This is a genomic window from Pararhizobium sp. P1_E7 (assembly GCF_056405855.1).
The window spans coordinates 1-898 of record NZ_JBFUBH010000232.1 but is presented as its reverse complement, the minus strand read 5'-3'; the positions used below and the strand labels follow the sequence as shown (position 1 = coordinate 898).

Sequence of the window (898 nt, the reverse complement as noted above, 5' to 3'; positions counted from 1 at the left end):
ACGGTGCAGGGCAATGTCTCGTGCTGCTGCAATCATCTGCTCACGAGTAAACTTTCTTCTTGCCAAAATTTAGCTCCCTTGATACATACCTACCAGAAGGTATGTATTTTTCGTACCAGCTATTGGACTTCTGATCTAGCGTCGCGTCCCTGTAATGTCACCAGTTCAAGTCCAATTTCACCTGCGGTCGCGTAGCGCAGCAACGGATGAAACCACTATAAAACAAATGGAGGGGTTCATGGCATCTACAAAGACAGGAGTTGCGGAATGGAGAGAGGGGCACTCGCTTCCCCAGTCTTTTTACACATCCGGAATGACATTTAACGCTGATATGGAAATGCTCTCGACCAGCCAATGGCTGCTTGTCGACCACGAGAGCCGGATTGCGAAACCTGGCGACTATTTTCTTTTCGAATTTGGCGCCGAAAGCGTGATCGTCATCCGCAATCGCAGCGGCGACGTCAATGCGTTCTTTAATGTCTGCCGCCATCGCGGATCACGGATCTGTCTGGAGAATGAAGGCAATAAGCGCGTTTTGACTTGCCCCTATCATTCATGGAGTTACGACCTGAACGGCAAGCTTCGCGGTGCTCATCTCATGCCGTCGGATTTCGATCCGACAAATGTCGCTTTGGCGCCAGCTCATGTTCGAGTGTTCGAAGGCCTCATCTTCCTGAACTTCATGAAAGGGACTCCCCCTGACTTTGACACCTTCTGCGCTCCCTTCGGCGCGCTTTTGCGCGGACAAGGTCTGGCGTCCGCGAAGATAGCGGCGCGAAAACTTTATCCGACAGCCGCCAACTGGAAGCTCGTCGTCGAGAATTTCTTTGAATGCTACCACTGCAACTCCGCTCACCCGACCTACTGCTCGGTCCATGACAAGATGAAAATGCTTGCA

General features: G+C 51.6%; 1 protein-coding gene. It reads left to right on the top strand.

The genetic code is table 11. The annotated features are described in order from the left end of the window. Positions 1–238: 238 nt before the first annotated feature. Positions 239–898 (top strand): aromatic ring-hydroxylating oxygenase subunit alpha (locus tag AC1D17_RS29125; RefSeq protein WP_477568662.1); only part of this gene is annotated, 660 nt, incomplete at its 3' end.